The 17,114-nt window shown below is 71.9% G+C and carries 19 protein-coding genes and 1 pseudogene; 4 read left to right on the top strand and 16 right to left on the bottom strand.

What is annotated here, in order from left to right:
* Window positions 1-137 precede the first annotated feature (137 nt).
* A complete protein-coding gene (gene asnB, locus ACIG36_RS06815) occupies window positions 138-1,988 on the top strand; it encodes an asparagine synthase (glutamine-hydrolyzing) (RefSeq protein WP_399923106.1) in 1,851 nt (616 codons plus the stop codon).
* Between the two features lie 93 nt (window positions 1,989-2,081).
* Complete coding sequence (locus ACIG36_RS06820; protein ID WP_399923108.1) at window positions 2,082-2,720, top strand: pyridoxamine 5'-phosphate oxidase family protein; 639 nt, start codon at window positions 2,082-2,084, stop codon at window positions 2,718-2,720.
* Window positions 2,721-2,726: 6 nt separating this feature from the next.
* Here the strand turns inward: ACIG36_RS06820 and ACIG36_RS06825 are convergent, their stop codons facing one another.
* The 15 genes and pseudogenes from ACIG36_RS06825 to ACIG36_RS06895 form a co-directional block, all read right to left on the bottom strand.
* Window positions 2,727-3,623: a LysR family transcriptional regulator gene (locus ACIG36_RS06825; protein WP_399923111.1), complete on the bottom strand. Its 897-nt coding sequence runs from the start codon at window positions 3,621-3,623 to the stop codon at window positions 2,727-2,729.
* 189 nt (window positions 3,624-3,812) lie between these two features.
* A complete protein-coding gene (locus ACIG36_RS06830; protein WP_399923114.1) occupies window positions 3,813-4,796 on the bottom strand; it encodes a carbohydrate kinase family protein in 984 nt (327 codons plus the stop codon).
* A 1-nt stretch (window position 4,797) separates the two neighbouring features.
* Window positions 4,798-5,304: a holo-ACP synthase gene (gene acpS / locus ACIG36_RS06835; RefSeq protein WP_399923117.1), complete on the bottom strand. Its 507-nt coding sequence runs from the start codon at window positions 5,302-5,304 to the stop codon at window positions 4,798-4,800.
* Between the two features lie 3 nt (window positions 5,305-5,307).
* Window positions 5,308-6,114, bottom strand: coding sequence for a hypothetical protein (locus tag ACIG36_RS06840; RefSeq protein ID WP_399923120.1), 807 nt, complete (start codon window positions 6,112-6,114; stop codon window positions 5,308-5,310).
* A gap of 11 nt (window positions 6,115-6,125) precedes the next feature.
* Window positions 6,126-6,404 (bottom strand): acyl carrier protein, encoded by a 279-nt coding sequence (locus tag ACIG36_RS06845; RefSeq protein WP_399923985.1) that lies wholly within the window; start codon window positions 6,402-6,404, stop codon window positions 6,126-6,128.
* Window positions 6,405-6,455: 51 nt separating this feature from the next.
* Window positions 6,456-7,724: pseudogene (locus tag ACIG36_RS06850) on the bottom strand (type III PLP-dependent enzyme); the annotation flags it as partial.
* Window positions 7,721-9,097, bottom strand: a complete 1,377-nt coding sequence (locus ACIG36_RS06855; RefSeq protein ID WP_399923123.1) for an ATP-grasp domain-containing protein — start codon at window positions 9,095-9,097, stop codon at window positions 7,721-7,723. The pseudogene ACIG36_RS06850 and the gene ACIG36_RS06855, both read right to left, overlap by 4 nt.
* Window positions 9,098-9,102: 5 nt before the next feature.
* A complete protein-coding gene (locus ACIG36_RS06860; protein WP_399923126.1) occupies window positions 9,103-10,056 on the bottom strand; it encodes a 3-oxoacyl-ACP synthase III family protein in 954 nt (317 codons plus the stop codon).
* Entirely contained in the window at window positions 10,049-10,876 is an 828-nt protein-coding gene (locus tag ACIG36_RS06865; RefSeq protein ID WP_399923129.1) for a class I SAM-dependent methyltransferase, read from the bottom strand. The genes ACIG36_RS06860 and ACIG36_RS06865 overlap by 8 nt, the downstream gene beginning before the upstream one ends.
* Before the next feature lie 80 nt (window positions 10,877-10,956).
* Window positions 10,957-11,196, bottom strand: a complete 240-nt coding sequence (locus ACIG36_RS06870) for an acyl carrier protein (RefSeq protein ID WP_399923132.1) — start codon at window positions 11,194-11,196, stop codon at window positions 10,957-10,959.
* A 31-nt stretch (window positions 11,197-11,227) separates the two neighbouring features.
* The gene (locus tag ACIG36_RS06875; RefSeq protein WP_399923134.1) at window positions 11,228-11,608 is read right to left on the bottom strand and encodes a holo-ACP synthase; all 381 of its coding nucleotides are present in this window, start codon (window positions 11,606-11,608) and stop codon (window positions 11,228-11,230) included.
* 4 nt (window positions 11,609-11,612) lie between these two features.
* Entirely contained in the window at window positions 11,613-12,455 is an 843-nt protein-coding gene (locus ACIG36_RS06880; RefSeq protein WP_399923137.1) for a hypothetical protein, read from the bottom strand.
* A 42-nt stretch (window positions 12,456-12,497) separates the two neighbouring features.
* The gene (locus tag ACIG36_RS06885; RefSeq protein ID WP_399923140.1) at window positions 12,498-13,388 is read right to left on the bottom strand and encodes a diiron oxygenase; all 891 of its coding nucleotides are present in this window, start codon (window positions 13,386-13,388) and stop codon (window positions 12,498-12,500) included.
* A gap of 177 nt (window positions 13,389-13,565) precedes the next feature.
* Complete coding sequence (locus ACIG36_RS06890; protein WP_399923143.1) at window positions 13,566-14,252, bottom strand: class I SAM-dependent methyltransferase; 687 nt, start codon at window positions 14,250-14,252, stop codon at window positions 13,566-13,568.
* Window positions 14,253-14,413: 161 nt separating this feature from the next.
* A complete protein-coding gene (locus ACIG36_RS06895; protein WP_399923146.1) occupies window positions 14,414-14,821 on the bottom strand; it encodes a CoA-binding protein in 408 nt (135 codons plus the stop codon).
* A 64-nt stretch (window positions 14,822-14,885) separates the two neighbouring features.
* Between ACIG36_RS06895 and ACIG36_RS06900 the strand changes: the two genes are divergently transcribed.
* Window positions 14,886-15,512 (top strand): YigZ family protein, encoded by a 627-nt coding sequence (locus ACIG36_RS06900; protein WP_399923149.1) that lies wholly within the window; start codon window positions 14,886-14,888, stop codon window positions 15,510-15,512.
* A 40-nt stretch (window positions 15,513-15,552) separates the two neighbouring features.
* Here the strand turns inward: ACIG36_RS06900 and ACIG36_RS06905 are convergent, their stop codons facing one another.
* A complete protein-coding gene (locus ACIG36_RS06905) occupies window positions 15,553-16,125 on the bottom strand; it encodes a helix-turn-helix domain-containing protein (protein ID WP_399923152.1) in 573 nt (190 codons plus the stop codon).
* A gap of 108 nt (window positions 16,126-16,233) precedes the next feature.
* On the opposite strand from ACIG36_RS06905, the gene ACIG36_RS06910 reads away from it, so the two are divergent.
* On the top strand, window positions 16,234-17,100 hold the full coding sequence (locus ACIG36_RS06910; protein ID WP_399923154.1) for an EamA family transporter: 867 nt from the start codon (window positions 16,234-16,236) through the stop codon (window positions 17,098-17,100).
* The last annotated feature ends 14 nt before the right edge of the window (window positions 17,101-17,114 follow it).

A 17,114-nucleotide genomic window follows, 5' to 3' on the forward strand; every position in this document is an offset into this window, starting at 1 on the left:
GTTACGATGACGATCACAACAGTCGATGTTGATCGAACCTCTCTCGGAACCGACTGTTCGTCTTCTCCCGCGTATACGCCGCATTCGGACACACACGTCACGCCACACGGCACGTCATACGGCAAGGAGTCACCACTATGTGCGGAATCGCCGGTTGGGTGGATTTCGAGCGCGACCTCGGCAGCGAACGACGGATTCTCGCCGCCATGACCGAGACCATGTCCTGCCGCGGCCCGGACGCCGAGGGCATGTGGGCCCGGGGCCCCGCCGCCCTGGGCCACCGCCGGCTGTCCATCATCGACCTCGAGGGCGGCCGGCAGCCCATGGTCGCCGAGGAGGACGGCCGCGAACTGGCCTGCCTCACCTACAGCGGCGAGGTCTACAACTTCCGTGAGTTACGCGAGGAACTGACCTCGCGCGGCCACCGCTTCCGGACCCGCAGCGACACCGAGGTCGTGCTGCGCGGCTACCTGGAGTGGGGCGAGGGCGTCGCCGACCGGCTCAACGGGATGTTCGCCTTCGCCATCTGGGACACCCGCAGCCAGGAACTGCTGCTGATACGCGACCGGATGGGCGTCAAGCCCCTCTACTACTTCCCGCTCCCGAACGGTGTGCTGTTCGGCTCCGAGCCCAAGGCGATCCTCGCCCACCCGGACGTGCCCCGCCGGCTCACCGCCGACGGGCTGCGCGAGGTCCTGGAGATGGTCAAGACCCCGGAACAGGCCATCTTCGACGGCATGTACGAGGTACGGCCCGGCCAGATCGTCCGCGTCCGCCGCGGCGGCCTGACCAAGCGCCGGTACTGGGCCCTGGAGGCCCGCGAGCACACCGACGACCTGGACACCACGATCGGCACCGTGCGGGGCCTGCTCGAGGACATCGTCGAACGGCAGCTGATCTCCGACGTACCGCTGTGCACCCTGCTCTCCGGCGGCCTGGACTCCTCCGCGATCACCGCGCTGGCCGCCAAGGGACTCGCCGCCCAGGGTGCGGGCCCCGTACGGTCCTTCTCCGTGGACTTCGCCACGCACGGCAAGGAGTTCGTGGTCGACCACCTGCGCGGCACCGCGGACGCGCCCTTCGTCCGCGACCTGGCCGAGCACGTCGGCGCCGACCACAGCGAGATCGTGCTGGAGAGCGCCGAGATGGCCGACCCCGCGCTGCGGGCCGCCATCCTGCGCGCCGTCGACCTGCCGCCCGCCTACTGGGGCGACATGTGGCCGTCCCTTTACCGGCTGTTCCAGTCGGTGCGCGAGCGCTCCACGGTGGCGCTGTCCGGTGAGTCGGCCGACGAGGTCTTCGGCGGCTACCGCTGGTTCTTCGACCCGGAGGCCGTGCAGGGCGACGTCTTCCCCTGGCTGGCGTCGGCCACCCGCGCCTACTTCGACGACAAGTCGCTGTTCGACCAGGGCCTGTTGCACAAGCTCGGCATGACGGACTTCCTGCGCGACAGCTTCGCGCAGGCGGTGGCGGAGGCGCCCGAGCTGCCCGGCGAGAGCGCCGTCGACCGGCGGATGCGGCAGCTGGCCTATGTGAACCTCACCCGGTTCGTCCAGGCCCTCCTCGACCGCAAGGACCGGATGAGCATGGCCGTCGGGCTCGAGGTCCGCGTCCCGTTCTGCGACCACCGGCTCGTCGACTACGTCTTCAACGTGCCCTGGCACATGAAGACCTTCGACGGCCGCGAGAAGAGCCTGCTGCGCGCCGCCACGGCCGACCTGCTGCCCACCTCGATCGTCGAGCGCGTCAAGAGCCCCTACCCCACCACCCAGGACCCCGAGTACGACCGGGCCCTGCGCAAGGAGCTGTCCGCGGTGCTGGCCGACCCGGCGGCGCCGGTGCTGCCGCTGCTCGACCGGCCCGCTGCCCGCCGGCTCCTGGGCTCCGACCTCGGCGACACCAGCCCCCAGCAGAGCCGCACCGGCATGGAACTGGTCCTCGGCCTCAACTCCTGGCTCGCCGCCTACGACGTCACGATCGACATCTGACCGACATCGACCGACGGAACGACCTCCGGCGCCGCGCGGGCGGGCCACCGCCCGCGCGGCGCCGGACGGGGAACGGACGCGAAGGGAAGGACCATGACCCGTTTCGCCCGCATCGCCTACACCGAGGCGGTGCTCAGGGCCCAGGAGGAGAACGGCAGCGCGGCGGTGGGACTGCGCACGCTGCTCCACGGCGGAGGGGACGGACCCGACCCGCTCGGCCCCGACGAGGCCGCGTTCATCACCGCCCGGGACGGCTTCTACATGGCGACCGTCGGCGAGACCGGATGGCCGTACATGCAGTACCGCGGCGGCCCCCCGGGCTTCCTGCGCGTCGTGGACCGGCACACCCTGGCCTTCGCCGACGTGCGCGGGAACCGGCAGTACATCACCGTGGGCAACCTCAGCGGCAACGACCGGGTGGCCCTGTTCTTCATGGACTACGCGCACCGGACCCGGCTGAAGGTGTACGGGCACGCGTCGGTGCGCGGCGTCGAGGAGGAGCCCGCACTCGCCGCCCTGCTCGCCGAGCAGGGCACCGACGGACGGGTGGAACGCCTGGTCGTCATCAAGGTCGAGGGCATGAACTGGAACTGCCCCCAGCACATCACCCCGCGCTACACCGAGCAGGAGCTGGGCGAGGCCCTGGCGCCGGTCCGGGAGCACATCCTCCGGCTCGAGGAGGAGAACGAACGCCTGCGGGCCCTCCTCGCCGACCGCGAGAACACCCCCTAGGGGGCGTCACGGTCGTCGCGCGCAGGTGAGGGCGACGGTGTCGGCGAAAGCACGGACGAGCGGGGTGAGGGCGTCCCAGCGGCGTACGGCCCAGCCCACCGGCAGCCGCGGCAGGCCGGGTATGGGCAGGAAACGCAGCGGACCGCTCTCCTCGGGGGTCCGCCGGCCGGGCAGGGCGGGCACGACGGCGTGGCCGAGGCCGAGTTCGGCCAGCAGGACGGCGGTGTCCCAGTCGGCGACGCCGGTGTCGGACGTGATGTGGATGCCCAGTTCCGCGAAGGCGGCGTCGAGGTGCGCCCGTGCCGAGGAGCGCTCCGGAAGCCGGATGTGCCGGATCCCGGCGAGGTCGGCGACCTCGACGTGCGAGCGGTCCGCGAGGGGGTCGTCGGCACGGACGGCCAGCACCCAGGGCAGTTCGACGACGGAGCGCTGTTCGATGCCGCGGACCGGGGCGCCGAGGGTGATCCAGGCGAGGTCGCACGCGTGGGAGGCGAGCGCGTCGAAGCAGTTGCGGCTGGAGGTCGCCGTCTGGAACTCCAGGCTCACCCTGGGGTGACGCCCGCGGAAGGCCACGACGGCCTCGGCCATGAAGTGCCGCACTGTCGTGGCACCGGTCATCACCCGTACGGAACCGGCCTCGCCGCGCACGAGTTCGCCCAGGCTGCGCAGGGCCGAGTCCAGTCCGGCGATGCCGTCCGCCGCCGCGGCCTGCAGTATGCGTCCCGCCGGGGTGGGGGCCACTCCGCGGGGATGGCGCTCCAGGAGCCGCACACCGGTCTCCCGCTCCAGCCGTTTCACGTGCTGGCTCACCGCCGACTGCGTACAGGACAGCTCCCGGGCGACGGCGCTCAGGCTGCCGGCCCGGCACACCAGGACGAAGACTCGCAGATCATCAAGGGTCACGAGCCCCAAGCTATTCCTTGGAACGGCCCCATGAAACCCGAGGATTGACTGGGAGGGCGGGGGAACGGATCCTCGTTCCGAGGGACGGGGGCGGCAACCTTCCCGCGCTCGAGCCTCCAGTCCGGACTGGAGGCAGGCCTGGCGCGACAGGTGTCGACCCCCACCCTCACAGCTGTTCCTCCGGTGGGCTCACAGCGAGCGCGACAGCGCGGCACCGATGGCCCGGCAGTCCGCTTCGCCGTAGGCCGCGGCGATGCGCTCCAGCAGCCGCTCCGGCTCCAGGACGTACTCCTGGGTGCCCACCGACTCGACCACCAGCGTGGCGAGCGCGGCGCCCAGTTGGGCGGCCCGGCGGTCGCCCAGGCCCCAGCCGGCCGCCGCCAGAAAGCCGGCGCGGAAGGCGTCGCCCACGCCCGTCGGGTCCGCGACGGCGGTGGCCGGCACCGCCGGGACCTCCAGCACGTCCTCGCCGTGCCGCTCGACACGTACGCCGTCGGCGCCGTGCGTGGTCACCCACGCCCCGACGCGCTCGAGCACGTCCTCGCGCCGCCAGCCGGTGCGTTCCAGCAGCAGGGCGGCCTCGTAGCCGTTGGTGAACAGCCAGCGCGCGCCCTGGACGAGTTCGCGCACGGCGGGGCCGTCCAGGCGTGCCAGTTGCTGGGAGGGGTCGGCGGCGAAGGGCACGCCGAGGGTGCGGCACTGGCGGGTGTGCACCAGCATGGCCTCGGGGTCGTCGGGCGAGACCACGACGAGGTCCACGTCGCCGGCGCGGCGCACGACGTCCCGCAGGTCGATCTCGCGGGCTTCGCGCATCGCGCCCGCGTAGAACACGGCGATCTGGTTCTGGTCCCGGTCCGTCACGCACACGAACCGGGCCGTCTGCCGGGTCTCGGAGACTCGTACGGCGTCGGTGTCGACCCCGCGTTCCTTGAGCCGGATCCGGTACTCGGCGAAGTCGCCGCCCACCGCGCCGACGAGCAGCGCGGGCAGGCCGAGGCTGCCCAGGCCGAACGCGATGTTCGCGGCGGCGCCGCCCCGCCGGACCTCGAGCTCGTCGACGAGGAAGGACAGCGAGACGTGGTCCAGCTGTCCGGGGATGAGCTGCTCGGCGAACCTGCCGGGGAACGTCATCAGGTGGTCGGTGGCTATGGACCCGGTGACCGCGATCCGCATGTCAGGCTCCTTCCGTGGTGAACTGCCGTACGGGCGTGTGCTGTTCCTGCCGCTCCTCCCCCGGAGCGGTGTCCCGGTCCCGGCGGTCGAGCGCGTCGGCGATCAGGCCCGCGACGGTGGCCGCCCCCGGCTCGTCGCCCGGAACCCCCACCGCGGCCGCCACGACGAGGCCCCGCTTGTGGGTGATGGAGACCGTGATGTCGCGCAGGCCCAAGTGCTCGGCCCGGCGTGCGGCCGCCCCGCTCAGCCGCACGCGCGGGGCGCCCCCGGCGGTGCGCAGCACGGCCACCTGCCGGGGCACGACCCCCGCGCGGGCCCCGGTGCCGAGCGCCTTGACCACGGCTTCCTTGGCGGCGAACCGTCCGGCCAGGAACTCCCGGGCGCGCCCGGCGCCGAGGGAGTCGGCGACGGCCAGCTCCTCGGGCGCGTAGGCGTAGGCGCGGAACCAGGGCCGGGTCAGCAGGCGGGCGAGCTCGTCGACGTGCAGGAGGTCGATTCCCAGTGCCACGCGTCAGTTCCCGGTGCGCAGGACGGCGAGGTGGCTGCCGCCGTCGAGCGGGTCGGTGTCGCACAGCACGACGGTGGAGTACTCCTCGCGCCAGGAGCGCCACTCGCGGGCGAGGGCCAGCCAGACGCTGGTGCAGTACGTCCCGGGCTGGAGGTGGCGGACGGGCACGCGCGCGTGCGGGCCGCCGCGCGGTATCCACGGTCCTGCCACCACGAGGGTGCGGTCCGGGTCGGCGGCGGCCAGCGCGGCCGCCCGTTCCAGCGGCGGGGTCCCGCCGGGCAGCCGCTCGACGCCGGCGAGTTCGGGTCCGTCGCCGGTGCCGAGGAGCAGCAGGACGCCGGAGTCGGTCAGCGGGGTGTCGTGGACGAGGGGCAGGCGCGTGGGCAGGGTGGTCTGTTCGAGGATCGCGACGACGGCCCGGTCGGCGCTGCCGCTCCTCTGGTGGGCGGCGACGACGCGCAGCGCGGTGAAGGGCGCGGCCAGGCCCTGCTGGGAGATGCCGATGCTGGTGGCGCCGCCGCCCAGCAGCATGTCGAGGTGGGGTGCGACGGCGGTGAAGGGGTGGAGGTCGGGCAGGGCGTGGGCCAGGACGACGAGGTCCGGCTTGCTGTCCTGGATGCCGTCGGCCCGCACCAGGTGGTCCACCAGTTCGCGGTGGCTGACGTTGGCCCCGGTGCGCAGCAGCGATTCGTCGACGGTGGCGCCGAAGGGTTCGACGAGGTCGCGGTGGAAGGTGAGCACCCAGGGGTCGTCGGTGTAGGGGTTGCGTCGCGGCGCCACGACGGCGGCCGCTGCCTGGAGGGTGGGCACGGCCGTCCCCCTCAGGCTTCGCCGGCGGCGGCCGGGGCGCCCGCGGCGAGTCGGCCGGTGAGGCGGTCGGTGAGCGTGCCCACGGAGGCGAAGTCGTCCATGTCGAGCTCCTCGGGGTCGACCTCGAGTCCGGTGTGGTCCTCCAGGGAGACCAGGAGTTCCAGGACGGAGGTGGAGTCGAGGAACAGGTCCTCGAAGAAGCGGGTGTCCTCGGTGATCGGGGGGACCTCGCCCTGTATCACCTCGGCGAGTGCCGATTCGATCGCGGACAGCACGGTGTGACGGTCCATCGCTGCGGTGGCTCCCTGGTGTCGGTGCGGCCTGTGGGTGTCGGGCGGGGTGAAGCGGACGAGCCGTTGCTTGGCCAGCAGTTCCTCGGCGGTGTCGCGTTCGCGGACGAGGTGGGGGGTGCCCTGGTGGACGAGGACCTCGGCGGGGAAGCCGTGGCTGAGGAAGTGCCCCGGCGAGGCGGACGGGCCGTAGGCGCCGGCGCGTTCGACACCGATGAGGTCGCCGGGTTCGACGGGCGGCAGGGCCACGCGTTTGGCGATGACGTCGCTGGGGGTGCACAGCGGCCCGGTGACCGTGTGGACGCCGGTGGGTTCGCGCGTGTAATGGGTCAGCGAGCGGACGGGGAAGTTGCGTTTGACGAAGCCGCCGATGCCCACCGCGGGCATGATGTGGTTGGTGCCCCCGTCGGCGACGACGAACGACTCCCCCATCGATTCCTTCACGTACAGCGCGCGGGTGACGTAGAGGCCGGCGGTCGCGGTGAGGTAGCGGCCGAGCTCGGTGATGATCCGGCAGCCCGGGTGGTCGGCCGTGAACCGTTCGACGGCGTCGTTGACGCCGTGGGTGAGCTCGTCGAGGTCGAGGTCCTTCTCGTTGTCGAAGTAGGCGACGCCGAGGCCGCCGCCGATGTCGACGGTCTCCAGGGGGACGCCGAGCGCCTCCGACAGCTCCCGCGCGGTCGCCAGGATGCGTTCGGTGTTGCTGATCAGCTGGGCGGCGTCGAGGAACCGGGTGCCCAGGTAGGCGTGGAAGCCCTTGACGCGGACGTTCCGCAGTCGGGCCAGGGTCGGGCGGGCGCCGCGCAGCACGGCGGCGTCGATGCCGAACTGGCGGGGTTTGCCGCCCATCGTCAGGCCCGCGCCCCGGCTGTGGAAGTCGGGGTTGACCCGGAGCAGGACGGGCACGTCCGTCCGGCCCGTCTCCGCCGCGAGTTCGTCGAGGACGCGCAGTTCCTCCAGCGACTCGCAGACGACGGCGTGCAGGTCCGCGGCCAGGCAGGCCCGCAGCTCGGCGGGGGTCTTGCCGGGGCCGAGGAAGATCGTGTCGTCCGGGTGGACGCCCGCGCGCCGGGCCGTGAGCAGCTCGACGCCGGAGGAGACCTCCGCGCCGGCGCCGAGCGAGGCGAGGTAGGCGCAGATGCTGAGGTTGGGGTTGGCCTTGAGGGAGAAGAGGATGTCGACGGCGGGGTGCAGCTTCGCGCGCAGCTCGTCGTGGACGGAGCGGAGCCGGTCGGCGTCGTAGAGGAAGAGGGGGGTGCCGAAGCGTTCGGCGAGCTCGGAGACCGGCAGGCCCTGGAGGTGGAATTCGGTGGTGCTCATGAGGTCCCTTCGACGCCCGCGACCCGGCCGAGGGCGGCGGTGACGCGGTGGTCCAGCTCGGTGAGCGAGGCGCGGTCGGCGGCGTGGAGCACGGTGTAGAGGCGGCCCCGGAACGGGGTGGCGGCACCGGCCGCCGCGTTCACGGTGCCGAAGCAGGTGACGACGGCGCCGCTGCCGCCGGCGGGGTCGCCGGCCGAGGCCAGTGCGGCGTCGATGTCGGCGAACGGGATCCGGCGGCCGAGCGTGAGCGGGTAGTGCCGGGCGAGGGCCGACCCGCCCGGTGGCAGGAAGCGCTCGACGACGCGGCCCTGGTAACTGCCCATGCTCAGCCGGGCGTTGATCTCGAGCACGGGGTACAGCAGGCCGTCGGCGCCGAGCAGGGCGTCCACGCCGACCACGCCGAAGAACCCGTCCCGGTGCAGCCGGCCGCCCAGCCGTTCGGCCGCCTCGGCCAGTTCGGCGTGCTGCCGTCCGGACAGCGCGGCGGGCGTGACGTTCCCGGCCGGCACGCCGTCGGTGATCAGGGCCTCCTTGACGAAGTCGAGGCGCACCCGGCCCACGCGGTCGACGACGAACTGGTAGGCGAGGTCGGCGGCCTTGGGCAGGTAGTGCTCGACGACGACGTCCAGCGCGTCGCTGCCGGTGCGCCGGGCGCGGGCCTCCACCATCCGCAGCAGCCGCTGGGCCTTGGCCGCGCTGTCGAGCACGAGCAGGCCCTTGCCGGAGACGCCGTAGGCGTCCTTGACGATCAGTGGCCGGGTGCCGGGGTCGGAGCGGGTCAGCACCTCGCGCAGTTCGGCGACGCTCTCGCAGGTGTGGCCGGGGATCGTCCGCAGGCCCAGTTCGGCGGCGGCCCGGCGGCTGTAGATCTTGCTGTTGACGCGTTCGAAGACGTCGGCGTGCGCCACCGCGGAGCGCAGGCCGGTCGTCTCCAGGATCTTCTGCTCCACCGCCGAGGCGCCCATCGGCATCAGGTACGCGCCCTGTGCCGCGAGTTCCCGCAGTGCGCCGAGCACCCGTGGCGAGGAGAGCACCGCGTCGGCCGTCCCCTCGCCCGGGGTGCCGGGGTCGGTGACGAGCTCGGTGGGCACGCCCAGGCCGGTCCGCTCGGCGTAGCGGCGGAAGTCCGGGTCCAGGCCGTCGCCGAGCAGCAGTACGTCCGACGGCTCGGCGAGCAGGGCGCCCAGTTGCTCCATGCGCCGCACCATCGGTCCCGCGGCCGAGGCGCGCGGCAGGGGCAGGCCCGCCCGGCCGCGGGCCCAGGCGGTCTCGACCTCGAAGTTGCACAGCCAGACGAACCGGGCGTCGCGCCGACCGGTGAGGGCTTCCTTGAGGTCGGCGGTGTACGTCACCGTGTGCGCGATGTCCGGCACGCCGCTCACCGCTTCCGGTGGGTGATGACCATCGCGCCGAGCGTGGCACCCAGGCCGACGGACACCAGCAGGTAGTGCTTGCCGTCGACCAGGCGGCCCGCGTCCCTGAGGGTGGTGTAGTTGAGGAAGATGTCGGAGGCGTAGCAGTGGCTGTAGCGCGGCACGTTCTCCAGGAAGACCCGCTCGGCGTCCAGCCCCAGCTCCTTGATGACGTTGCGCCAGGAGATGAGGTTGACGTTGTGCGGGATCAGGAGCTCGATGTCGGCGAAGGTCAGGCCGGCCCCGTCGAGGGCCTGCCGCATGACCGAGCCGAGGGTTTCGGCGTAGACCAGCCCGTACTCCCGGGTCTCCTCCTTCGTCAGCAGCAGCCCGGCGGAGTACTCGCCCAGGGTGCGGGTGGCGTGGGAGCGGACGACGTCGCCGCGGCCGCCGATGCGCAGCAGGCAGGCGCCGCCCGCCTCCGCCATGATCGCGGTGTTGGGGATCAGCTGGACCGTCGGGGAGAAGGCCCGCTCCCCCGCCACCACCAGCGCGTGGGCGTCCTCGTCGGCCTCGGCCCGCAGCAGCTGGGCGGCCACGTCGATGGCGCCCATGCTGCTGACGCAGGCCTGCTGCCCGATCGCGAACGCCTCCGCGTCGTGCAGGCCCAGTTCGTCGCGGATGACGCGGGCGGGGTCCAGGCCGGCCGGGGTGAGCGTGTGGATGGTGTGGGCGTAGAGGACGTAGCGCACCCGTCCGCCCTCGGGGAGGGCTTCCAGTGCCCGGCGGGCGGGCGGCAGCGCCAGGTCGAACAGGGTGGAGTCCGGGTCGTAGCGCAGCTCGTCCAGCCCGTAGATCTTGCGGAAGACCCCGGTCTCGGCGCGCCGGAGCCCGAGCCGGTCGGCGAGGTCTTCTATTCGCACGGTGCGGTCGGGGACGACGGACTCGATCCGTTCCAGCGTGGTGGCGGCGTCAGTCACCTGCGGTCTCCGCGCGGATCAGCCAGCTGCGGGAGACCCCGCGCCGGGTGCGGGGCTGCACCTCGTACGGCCAGCGCCGGGGGCTCGCGCCCGGCTCGCCCGGCTCCTTCAGTTCGCGTGTCTTCCAGCCGTTGGCGTCCAGGAACGGCTCCGGCTCGTCGGTGCCGAACAGCCAGGGGGTGCCGTCGTCCTTCAGCGCGGTGAGGAAGGTCTGGTTGAAGGGGCTGCGCAGCAGTGCCTTGCTCGCCATGTCGGTGACCAGGTGGCTGCCGGGGGCGGAGACGCCGCGCAGGGTCCGCAGCAGGGTCGCCGCCTGGTCCTGGGTGAGGAAGAAGAAGAGGCCCTCGGCCACCCACAGGGTGGGCCGGCGCGGGTCGTGGCCGGCCGCCGCCAGTGCGGGCAGCCAGTCCTGGGCGAGGTCGGCGCCGACCTCGCGGCGCTCGACGGCCGGGCGGGCGGACAGGCGGGCGAGGCGGGCGCGCTTCTCCTCGATGAGGCCGGAGTGGTCCACCTCGTAGACGACCGTTCCGTCGGGCCAGGTGAGGCGGAAGGCGCGGGTGTCCATGCCGGCGGCCACGAGCACCACCTGGTCGATGCCGCCGCCCCGGAGCACGGTGGTGACGGCGTCGTCGTAGAACCGGGTCCGGATGGCGATGAATTCCAGCAGGCCGCCGCCGCCGTATTTGCCGAGCAGTTCGAAGCCGCGGGGGGCGGCGAGTTCCCGCGCGAAGGGGTCGGTGAAGAGAGCGTCCGTTGTCCGCTCGGACTCCACCGCCCGCGCCGCCGCCGTCCACTGCGCTGTGTACGAGACAGCTTCCACTGTTCACACCTTCCTTGATCGGGCTTCTTGGCCGGGCTCCTCGATGTGGCCAGGCTCCTCGATCGGGCTTCCGGGCCGGGTCAGGCGGCGACGAAGAAGGCCTTCTCGATGGCCGAGAGGGTCTGGAAGTCCTTGATGTCGATGGAGTCGAAGTCGATTTCCAGATCGGCCGCCGACTCGATCGTGTAGACCAGCTCCACGAACGACAGCGAGTCGACGAGCCGGCTCTCGATCAGGTTCTCGTCGTCGGACAGCGAGTCCCGGTCCTGGTGCCGGGAGAGGATCCACTCGCGGACTTCCTGGATTCCGCTCGAAGCCATTGCTCCTCCTGGAGGGGTCGGTTGGTGCCGGTCAGGGATGGGCGACGCACGCCACCGCGATGGCACACGGCTCGTCGTGCGCGATGCTGATTTCGATGTGTTCGATGCGCGCGTCCCGGGCCAGGCGGGCGGCCCGGCCGCTGAGGCGGACCTCCGGCCAGCCGCCGGGGCCTTTGAGGACCTCGATGCCCTGCCAGGGCAGCGGGCCGTGCACGGAATGGAAGAGTTTGAACACCGCTTCCTTGGCGGCCAGCCGGCCGGCGATTCCCGGGATGTCGGGGACATCGCCCCGGTAGCAGAGGCCGATTTCCCGCGCGGTGAGCATCCGGGCCGTCGGATCGTCCTCGCCCCGGTCGAGCATGGCGCGCACCCGGCTGAACGGAACGAGGTCGATGCCGACCCGTCGGGGCACCACGTCAGGAGACCTGCTGCCCGGCCGTCCGGACGGCCTCCAGCGCGCGCCGGGTGTTTCCCTCGAAGACCTCGTCGAGCACGGCCAGCCAGCGCTCGAGACCGAAGGCGACACAGCTGGTGTAGGCGTGCCCGTCACCGTCGGGGAGCCGGATGTCGCACCGCTCGCCGAAGAAATTGCGGTGCGTGTTGACGGAGGCGATGGCCAGGTCCCCGTGCTGGAACTCGAACTTCACGGGGCTGAGCTTCTGCAGCAGGGCCCGCGCCCCGTCGTTCTCGAAGAAGGGGTCGGCCGCCACGTTCTTCTCCAGGCCCAGCCCGAGGGCGTCGGAGAACTTCTCGATGCGTCCGGTGAATTCCTCGAGCAGCCACTGGGTGTGGGCGAACGAGCCGAGGGCGACGATCTCCCGCATCTGGAAACTGAGCAGCCGCCGGAGCCCGTTGTAGTGGGTCTCGTTGCGGAAGCAGCGGTTGACGAGGGTGACCAGGGTGTCGGCGGCCAGCCGGCGGTTCTCGTGGAAGAGGTAGGCGGCGTAGCAGGTGGCGTGCGGCAGCCCGAAGCGGGCGCCGGAGAGCACCCCGGACTCGAAGCGTGCGTCCGCCGGGCCGTCGGTGACGTCCTGCGCGTTCAGCGGGCTGGCCACGAAGGCCAGGTGGGGGAAGTTGCGGTAGACGTCGAACTTGGCGAGGTCGGAGACCGGGAGCACCGGCGGCGGGCAGATCTCCCGGGCGCCCGCGGCGGTCCCCCAGCCGGTGAAGATGCCGTCGAGCTCCTTCAGCAGCTCCGTCTGGTCGGGGTCGAGGATGGTCACGGCGCCGGATATTCCGGCAGCTTCCTGCACGGGCATCGAACGGTCCTTTCCGGTGGGGTCACTGCGGTGCGCCGGACGTCACAGCGGCGAAAGGGTCCGGTCGCCGATGATCCCGGTCTTCTCCAGGTATTTGAGCGTCTTGCGGAAGACCCGCTGCTCGAACCCGGGCCGGCCCGGGGAGGACAGCAGTTCCCTGCGCAGCCCCTGGGGGTCCTCGACGCCCGCGTCGCGGTAGACCTTGGGGTTGAACAGCGACTCGAAGCTGTAGACCATGTACCGCTTGATGTACGCCTCGATCTCGCGCAGTTCCTCCGCGGTCGCGGTCTTCTTCACGTCGGTGAAGAGGATGTCGACCAGCTCCCGGCCGAAGGCGATGTGCCGCGACTCGTCCTGGTGGTGGATGCGGTTGATGTGCCGGATCGTCTCGTGCAGCCGGTCGTCCGTCGCCATCTTGGAGTTGAAGTAGTCGACGAGCTCCTCGAAGATGAGGATGCGGGCGAAGACGAGGGTGCTCTCCACCTTGTTCGACGGAATGCTCACACTGGCCCCGGGCATCTGCCGGTAGAGCTTCCTGCCGTAGCGCAGGCAGAACTCCGCGAAGAACCACATGTGTTCGTTCTCCTCACCGATGAAGTGGTGGAAGAACTGCGAGGGCGTCTCGAATCCCGAGGTGTGGATCCGCTTGGTGACCTCGATGAGGAGTTCGCGGATGCCGTGCACGTTGAGGCTGTAGAAGTTGATGCTCTCGTACTTCGAGAGCGCGTAGAGCTGTTCCCGGCTCATCCGCTCCGCGGCCGCCGTCCCGTAGGTGGTGGTGAGTTCGGGGCTCATCCACCACATGGCCTCGGGAAGGGTGTCGGGCCACTGGAAGACCCGGTAGGGGTTGTAGTAGTCGTCGACCGCTTTCTCCGACAGCCGGTCCAGAATCGCGAGGAAGCGTTCGTCGGTGTCGATCAGCGCGCTCACCATGCCGTGCAGCCCCTTCTTCTCGTCCGCCCGCGCCGTGCCCCCGCTGCGCGATCAACGAAAACGTAGGCCGGGACCGGAAAGGGCAGCAATGCCCTCCAGCGGCCTGGCCGCAAGCGGCCAGGCCGCTGGATCCGTCGGGCGGGCACCTGATCGAGGGGTCCGGCGGGCTCGGCGAACTCACTCTTTCGGAGCACGCAGGTGCCAGACCCGGGCGGGCGGCAGATTGCGCCACACGACGCTCTCCCGGCAGGCGTGCCTGCCGGTGAAGTCGTCGAGCAGGCCGGCCACGGCCCGGTGCCGGGCGGCCTCCCTGCGGCTGCCGACCAGCGAGCGCGTGGCGTGCGTGCCCAGGTAGCCGAAGAAGGTCAGGTGCCCGCCGGGCACGAGCGCGGACAGATAGCGCCGCAGGATCGCCCGGACCTCTTCCGGCTCGAAGTTGGAGAACGGCAGGCAGGAGACGATGACGTCGTAGCGGTGGTCGATGCGCATCTCGGTGATGGACTCGGGAATGATCCGGATCCGGTCCGCGGCGGCCGCCATCGACGGGTCGGTGCGCAGGGCCCTGTTGAGGATCTCGACGAAGCGCGGGTTGATCTCGACGACGTCCAGCCGGTCCGCGGGCCCGACGGCCCCGGCCAGCACCCGCGTCACCGGGCCCGTACCGGCCCCGACCTCCAGCACCGCGACGGGGCGGCGGCATGCGCGGGCGCGGACCAGCGGGGCGGCGAGCCGCTCGGCGAGCGGCCTGCTGCTGGGCGCGACGGCGCCGGTGGCCCGGAAGGTGCGGACGGCCTCGCGGAGGAAGACGGGCCCGGCGGCCGGGTGCGTCGGTGGGGGCAGGACGGTGGCTTGCCTGAGATCCATGACCATGAAACTAGGGGTCGGGAAGGACCTCGGAACCGGCCTTGTGCCGGGGCGCCACCGGCGCCCCGGGAGAGGGGTAGCGTAGGCCGACTGGCCTTCGTATCAAGGATGTTGAGGCATCAAGGAGATAGAGGCATCCAGGTCGCCACTGGCCACCGGATTCAGCGCAGGCGCGGGATCTCGATCGCGGGGCAGCGGTCCATGACCATCAGCAGGCCCGCCTCGCGGGTGCGCTCGTACGCGTCCTCGTCGATCACGCCCAGTTGGAACCAGACGGCCTGCGCGCCGATCCGTACGGCCTCGTCGGCCACGGCGCCCGCGAACTCCGAGCGGACGAAGACGTCCACGACGTCGACGTGGAAGGGAATGTCGGACAGCGAGGCGTAGCCCCGCTCCCCGTGCACCGTCTCCGCCCTGGGGTGGACGGGAACGATGCGCTTGCCGTGACGCTGCAGGACCTCGGCGACGCCGAATGCCGCGCGTTGCTCATTGGACGACAGACCGACCACTGCCCATGTGTCGCCGGTCCCCTCGATGATCTTCCGGATGATCCCCGGTTCTGCGTACATGCCCGCTCAACGAGCGGCCCGGCCCGGCCATTCCCAAGATCCGGGGAGGATTTAGGCTGGTGGAATGCAGGACGAGTACCGCACGGTGGCGCGCGAGGGCGTGCACGAGATCGAGATCAACAAGTCGCGCTTCCTCTGCGCGCTCGCCCCGGCCGCGACCGAGGAGGAGGCGCAGGCCTTCATCGCGCGCGTCCGCAAGGAGCACCCCACCGCACGACACCACTGCTGGGCCTACGTCATCGGCGCCGAAGGCTCCGTCCAGAAGGCGAGCGACGACGGCGAGCCGGGCGGGACGGCGGGCGTGCCCATGCTGCAGATGCTGCTCCGGCGCGAGATGCGGTACGTCGTCGCGGTCGTCACCCGCTACTTCGGCGGCGTCAAGCTCGGGGCGGGCGGGCTGATCCGCGCGTACGGCGGGGTGGTCGGCGAGGCCCTGGACACGCTGGAGACCGTGACCCGCCGGCGCTTCCGCCTGGCGACGATCACGGTCGACCACCAGCGGGCGGGCAAGCTGGAGAACGACCTGCGGGCCACCGGCCGGGCGGTGCGCGAGGTGAGCTACGGGACGGGCGTACGGATCGAGGTCGGCCTGCCCGAGGCGGACCTGGTGGCGTTCCGCTCCTGGCTCGCCGACGCCACGGCGGGCACGGCGCTCCTCGAGCTCGGCGGCGAGGCGTACGGCGACGCCTGACCGGCCACCCCTGTGGGCCCCCGGTCAGCGGCGGCCCCGGTCAGCGGGCCGGCGGGACGGCCACCACCATGGTCATCTCCACCGCTTCGGTGCCGTCGTTGCGGTAGGTGTGCGGGGCGTTCGCCTCGAACGTCGCGGACGTGCCCGCGGGGAGGAGGTGTTCCTCCCCGTCCACGACGAGCGTGAGCCGCCCGGCCCGGACGGTGAGCATCTCGACGGTGCCGGCGGGGTGGGGGTCCGAGGCGCTGCTGTCGCCGGGCACGATGCGCCAGTCCCACAGCTCGAGCGGGCCCCGTACGTCGGTGCCGACGAGCAGTGAGGTGTGGCTGCCGGCCTCGGTGGACCACATGCGCACCACCTGTTCCTCGGGCACCAGGCGCACGCGCGCGCCCTGCTCGTAGTCGAGGAGGGTGGTGATGCTGACCCCGAGGGCGTCGGCGAGTTTGACCGTGGTGCCGACGCTGGGGTTCGTACGGGCCTGCTCGATCTGGATGATCATGCCGCGGCTGACGCCGGAGCGGGCCGCCAGGGCGTCCAGGGTGAAGTGGCGCTCGGCGCGCCAGCGCTTGAGGTTGCGGGCGAGCGACTGCGTGAGCTGATCGAGGTCCGTCACGTCGATCCGATCCGTCCCGTCCAAAATGTTGTTTACCGAAGTCGAGCACCTTGTACTACGGTGAGGTGCACACCACCGTTCATCACACTGTACTGCGAGGTCTCCCCCATGACACCGGTCTTCGCCCTGGCCACCAGCCTGATGTGGGGGCTGGCCGACTTCGGCGGCGGGCTGCTCACCCGGCGCATGCCCGCGCTGACCGTGGTGCTGGTCTCGCAGCTGCTGGCGGTGGCCGCGCTCGGCGCGATCGTCGTCGGCACCGGCGGCTGGTCGGAGGCCGGGCCGCAGCTGTGGTTCGCGGTGGCCGCCGGCGTCGTCGGCCCGGCGGCGATGCTCGCCTTCTACAAGGCGCTGGCCCTGGGCCCGATGGGCGTGGTCTCCCCGCTGGGCGCGCTGGGTGGCGTCGCGGTGCCGCTGGGCGTGGGGCTGGTCCTGGGCGAGCGGCCAGGCATCCTGCAGTTCGCGGGCATAGCCGTGGCCGTGGCGGGTGTCGTCCTCGCCAGCGGGCCGAGCCTGGGCGGCGCGCCCGTGCAGCGGCAGACGCTGCTCCTCACGCTCGTCGCCGCGTTCGGCTTCGGCTCGGTGATGGCCCTGATCGCCGAGGCCTCGCACAACCTGACCGGCCTGTTCCTGGCCCTGTTCGTCCAGCGGGTGTGCAACGTGGTGGTGGGTGCGGGCGCGCTCTACGCCTCCGTCCGCCGCGGCAACCCCGCCCTGCCCGAGGAGGGCTGGGGCGCGATCCGCTCGGCCCTGCCCGCGCTCGCCTTCGTCGGCCTCGCGGACGTGGCCGCCAACGGCACGTACAGCATTGCCGCGAACAACGGCCCGGTGACCGTCGCGGCCGTGCTCGCCTCGCTCTACCCCGTGGTCACCGCGCTCGCCGCCCGCGGCGTCCTGCGCGAGCGGCTGCGCACGGTCCAGGCGGCGGGCGCCGGCCTGGCGCTGGTCGGCACGGTGCTGCTGGCGACGGGCTGACGGGGCCCGCCGGG

Origin of the sequence: Streptomyces sp. NPDC053048 (assembly GCF_044547045.1) — a bacterium.
Taxonomy (GTDB): Bacteria; Actinomycetota; Actinomycetes; order Streptomycetales; family Streptomycetaceae; genus Streptomyces.